The 4,679-nt window shown below is 57.5% G+C and carries 5 protein-coding genes; 1 reads left to right on the forward strand and 4 read right to left on the reverse strand.

Annotation, left to right across the window (positions count from 1 at the left end; all coding sequences use genetic code 11):
* Window positions 1-1,210, forward strand: a 1,210-nt coding sequence (locus ACIPZE_RS17680; RefSeq protein ID WP_400774230.1) for a malate:quinone oxidoreductase, incomplete at its 5' end; no start/stop codon positions are given.
* Between the two features lie 709 nt (window positions 1,211-1,919).
* Here ACIPZE_RS17680 and ACIPZE_RS17685 read toward each other — a convergent pair.
* The 4 genes from ACIPZE_RS17685 to ACIPZE_RS17700 form a co-directional block, all read right to left on the reverse strand.
* Window positions 1,920-2,348 (reverse strand): nuclear transport factor 2 family protein, encoded by a 429-nt coding sequence (locus ACIPZE_RS17685; protein ID WP_283435981.1) that lies wholly within the window; start codon window positions 2,346-2,348, stop codon window positions 1,920-1,922.
* Between the two features lie 451 nt (window positions 2,349-2,799).
* Window positions 2,800-3,402 carry a hypothetical protein gene (locus tag ACIPZE_RS17690; protein WP_400774233.1) on the reverse strand — a complete coding sequence of 201 codons (603 nt, stop codon included), beginning with the start codon at window positions 3,400-3,402 and terminating at the stop codon, window positions 2,800-2,802.
* Between the two features lie 51 nt (window positions 3,403-3,453).
* Window positions 3,454-4,032, reverse strand: a complete 579-nt coding sequence (locus tag ACIPZE_RS17695) for a DUF4123 domain-containing protein (protein ID WP_400774236.1) — start codon at window positions 4,030-4,032, stop codon at window positions 3,454-3,456.
* The coding region (locus ACIPZE_RS17700; protein WP_400774239.1) for a bacteriophage T4 gp5 trimerisation domain-containing protein at window positions 4,029-4,679 on the reverse strand (651 nt) is incomplete at its 5' end. The genes ACIPZE_RS17695 and ACIPZE_RS17700, both read right to left, overlap by 4 nt.

Raw genomic sequence — 4,679 nt, forward strand, 5'->3', positions numbered from 1 at the left:
CTGTTCGCGCCCCGCCCACGCCCACGCCGGTCGGCCTGGGCGCCCTCGTGTCGCCGGCATGCAGTCCTCCGAAGACCAGGCGGGGCTCAAGTTGTGGGTTCCGCTGATGATGGAAGGGCGTGACCCGAACCAGAAAATCGCGGCCACCTGGAGCCCGCTGGGTACCGACATGAACTTCGGCGAAATCACCCGCCAGTTCGCTGCCCACCTGCAAACCAAGCCTAACTTCGATCTGAAACTGTCGAGCGAAGTCGAAGACATCACCAAGAACGCCGACGGCACCTGGCGCGTCAGCTACAAAAACCTCAAAGACGGCACTAAAACCGAAACCGACGCCAAGTTCGTGTTCATCGGCGCTGGCGGCGGTGCACTGCACCTGCTGCAGAAGTCGGGCATTCCTGAAGCCAAGGAATACGCTGGCTTCCCGGTCGGTGGTTCGTTCCTGGTGACCGATAACCCGGCCATCGCTGAACAGCACCTGGCCAAGGCCTACGGTAAAGCTTCGGTTGGCGCACCGCCGATGTCGGTTCCGCACCTGGACACCCGTGTTCTGGACGGCAAGCGCGTGATCCTGTTTGGCCCATTCGCGACCTTCAGCACCAAGTTCCTCAAGGAAGGCTCGTACCTGGACCTGCTGACCAGCACCACCACCCACAACATCTGGCCTATGACCAAGGTCGGCATCAAGGAATACCCGCTGGTCGAGTACCTTGCTGGCCAACTGATGCTGTCGGATGAAGACCGCATGAACGCGCTGAAGGAATACTTCCCGAACGCCAAAGCCGAAGACTGGCGCCTGTGGCAAGCCGGCCAACGCGTGCAAATCATCAAGCGTGATGAAGCCGCTGGCGGCGTCCTGAAACTGGGCACCGAAATCGTTGCCGCGCAAGACGGCTCCATCGCCGGCCTGCTGGGCGCATCGCCAGGCGCGTCGACCGCTGCACCGATCATGCTGAGTGTGCTGCAGAAAGTCTTCAAAGACAAAGTGGCTAGCCCAGAGTGGCAAACCAAGCTGCACCAGATCGTTCCAAGCTACGGCACTCAGCTGAACAGCGATCCAGCCAAAGTGGCTGCAGAATGGGCTTACACCGCCAAAATCCTCGAACTGCCGACGCCTCCGGTGATCGGTCAGGTAGCTGCTCCGGCCGCACCGGCCGCTGGAAAAGCTGAAGCGCCGAAGGAAAACGCTGCACGTGACATGGCGCTGTAACTAGACGCCGGATACACAAAGCCCACTGAACCGGCGACGGTCAGTGGGCTTTTTCTTTCGATGTTGTTTTTTTGCGGAGACGTATGTTCATCCGGAAAGGAATTATTGCTTATCCGGATAGATAGGTGGAGTACTGTGATATTGATTATAAACCGCATCTTTACCAGTGAGATTACCTCTGCTTTTTTTGCAGGGTTCGCAAATACAGTTTGAGTAGTGTGTATTGTCAGTGTAAGGCTTTAAAACGTTAGTAGATCCGCCTGACTTTTCGACGGGTTGTTTCTCGCTTGGGGGTTGTTTCAAAAGATCATCATTGAATGAGTATGGCATTCTAATTCTCCACGGTAGACAGGGCTGAAGAACAGTCGAAGTTCTGGCATGGAATTTTCGACTCAATCTGAGGATATCCAGGTCTGTTTTTTTTACACCTGTCATATATGACAGGTTTTTATACTGGTTTCATGTGTGAAGGTTTTTTAATGGAATAAGTAATGTGAGAGGCAAAGTGGTCTTTGGTAAGGTTGCGTAGTGCTCAAGCATCAAGTTCACGGAACCGGCGGCGTTCAGTGGTTTTTGTGGTCAAGTCGTGTATCACCGCCATATCTCTCGCCGTGTAACCACGTGTAGGAGCTGCCGCAGGCTGCGATCTTTTAAATACAAAGATCAAAAGATCGCAGCCTCCGGCAGCTCCTACATGGGGTATTCGTAGTTAGGGTTTTGCGTTTGCCAGGTATGCGCCGAGGCGCCGACCCATTTCTTCGCCGAGGGCCTGCAACCCGCTCAACGGCCGCACCATCACTTCAAACTCGACGATCTTCCCGGCCTCATCAAAGCGAATCATGTCGATGCCCTTCAGCTCCTTCGTCCCGACCTTGGCACTGAATTCCAGAACCACGTTCAGACCATCGGCCGTCACCAGTTCACGGTGGTATTTGAAGTCTTCGAACACGTTGAACACGGTATTGAGGATCATCGACACCACTTGCGCGCCGGAGTAGGGCGTATGGGCCATGGGTGAGCGGAATACCGCATTGGGGTCAAGCAGTTCGGGCAGGGCTTTGAGGTTGCCGGTGCGGATCATCTGGTGCCAGCGGTTCAGGGATTCGGCGACGTTGGCTTGCAGATTGAGGTCGGTCATCTTCACTCCGGTTTTTTTCCAGTTGTTCTCGCGGTGACCAAGACTCTAGAGCAAAGCGCCGACAGGGCAACCTTGTCATGGCAACCTGAATATCACCCTATGAAAAGCCTATGTAGGAGCTGTCGAGTGAAACGAGGCTGCGATCTTTTGATTTTGTTTTTCAAGATCAAAAGATCGCAGCCTCGTTTCACTCGACAGCTCCTACAGGATCAGATGTGCATCTGATATGTATTTTTCAGTGCGATCTGCCTCTGTAACCGGCGCAGTCATCGGCTCAGAATAGCCCCGTAGTCCGGTCACTCGCGGCAGTCCTTCATCCCGAAGCGTCCGGTGCACCGCAAGCTCGGCATTGAGGAGAGCAATATGAACAAGATGGCGTTTTTTCTGGGTGGATTCCTGACACTGACCATTCTGATCGGCTTGCTCGCGACCATTTCTCCGGTCTGAGCCTTCAACAGTTGAATATCGGGAAATAGCGCTCTTCGCGTTTCTTGAAATGGATCGGCGCGGTGTTGATTTTCTCACCGTTCAGGTACAGCTCGGGCAACGTCAGGATGAAGTCGCCCAGATCACCTTTGCCCAAGGGGCTTCCGGGGTGCTGGACATCGCGTACTTCAGGGGCGCGCGGATCGAAGCCGGTTTTCAGGCGTTCGATACTGAATTGATAGGTTTTTCCGTTGGCCAACTGCACGGTTGCTATCGGCGATGAGGCGCTGATCCACAGCGGCACTTTGAGTTGTGTCTCGGATTGACCCTGAGGGGGAAGTGCACGGCGAGGCGAATATTCCATATACAGCTGTGTGGAAAGTCGTACCTCGGTTTCCGTCACTGCGGCTCCTGGCGGCCAGGTCTCGCCTCCCGGCAACGAGACGTGAACCAGCAGGAAAACCCAGTTCAGCTCGTTTGATGTCGTTGTGAAACGCATCGCCGTTTGCGGCCCAGGGCAGGTCGGATAAAGGAGCGTCGGGCGACCTGCTGTCGATTCGGGATACATCAGCGGGCCAGCGCTACAGGCGGCGAGCAGCGGAAACAATAGACAGGCGAGACGTTTCAAACGGCCACTCCGTGATGGTTATCTTGCCGCTCGAGGGTTTTCCAGAGCGTATTACCCAACCGCATCAGCCGACGGCCAGCCACTGACTCGCGCCGCTGGCCCGCCGGCGGGATCCGCCGGGTACACAATCAAGGAATTACCCGTACTGGTTTCGGCGATGAGCTTGCTCGCCGGGCCAAACATCGCGGCGCGCTCTTGCGCGGTGCAGGTCGGCAGGTAAACGCGCAGGACTCTGGGGTCGTAGAATCGAAACACCAGAAGGTTGCCATCCGGATCGGTCACCCGCAGCAGCGTGCGAAAGTGGCTGCGCAGGTCGTCCAGCGACACGTGCGCCGGGGCGATGACGAAACTGCCCCAACTCTGCCCCCAGCCTTCCTCGAACAGTCGCCATGTATACGGCTGTTGCGGGTCGAGCTGCAGCAGATAAGGCGCTGCGGCCGACAGGCTCGGAGCGAGTTCGCCCGCGTACAGGCAGGAAAATTCCGCGCCGCTGCTACGCACCAGCGATTCGATGCGTGGGTCGCGGGCGCCGTCCAGCAGGGCATAGACCTTCGGCGTGCCTGGCTGCATACCCTGCGGCCAGAACTCGGCCGTCAACCATTCGTTGAGACTGGGGCGAAACTGGCTCATTGGTTGCAGATCTCGCAGAAGGGCACGCCGCTTTTCGCGGCAGCTACCAGGGTTTGCGCCTGCATGTTCTGTTGGATCAGTCGGGTTTCTGCAGCCGTTGGCGCAGCGGGTGCGGCGCCGGATGACGGTGCGGCGAGCAGCTCCGCAGGCGTCGGCGTGTTGATCGGTGCCGCGCTGAGGAGTTTGCCGGCAGCATCGGCGTCGGCGGGGGTCAAGGCGATCGGCAACTTGATCGCGATTCCGGTGCCCGAGCCTGGCGAACCGCCGGAGTTGGTTTTTACCTCGGCGCCGCTGATGGTCACGCCGCCGGCATCCACCTTCACAAAACTGCCGCCAGCCTTGGCGGTGAGTTCCATGCCACCTTCGATCACGACCTTGGCGCCGGCGTGATAGTGGATCTCGGTGCCAGCCTCGACAAATTGCGCGGTACCGACCTTCAGGTGCCGGGTGGCGCCCACCGTCAGATGGTCATCGACCCGTGTTTCCGTCTTGCGGTCGAAGTGGGTAATCCGGTGCTCTTCAACCTTGAATTCGCTGAGGGTGTTGGCCTCGACCGTGTCATGCCGCTCATTGCCGACACGGATCTTCTGGTCGTGCTCGATGTTCTCGTCCCAATCGCGTTGGGCATGGATGTAGATCTGCTCGAC

The organism is Pseudomonas sp. NPDC089741, from assembly GCF_044748825.1.
GTDB lineage: Bacteria > Pseudomonadota > Gammaproteobacteria > Pseudomonadales > Pseudomonadaceae > Aquipseudomonas > Aquipseudomonas helmanticensis.

What these genes read in the sequence shown, in the direction of transcription:
- ACIPZE_RS17685 (WP_283435981.1), bottom strand. Translation starts at nt 2,348, where the DNA reads ATGACCGACCTCAATCTGCAAGCCAACGTCGCCGAATCCCTGAACCGC.
- ACIPZE_RS17695 (WP_400774236.1), bottom strand. Translation starts at nt 4,032, where the DNA reads ATGAGCCAGTTTCGCCCCAGTCTCAACGAATGGTTGACGGCCGAGTTC.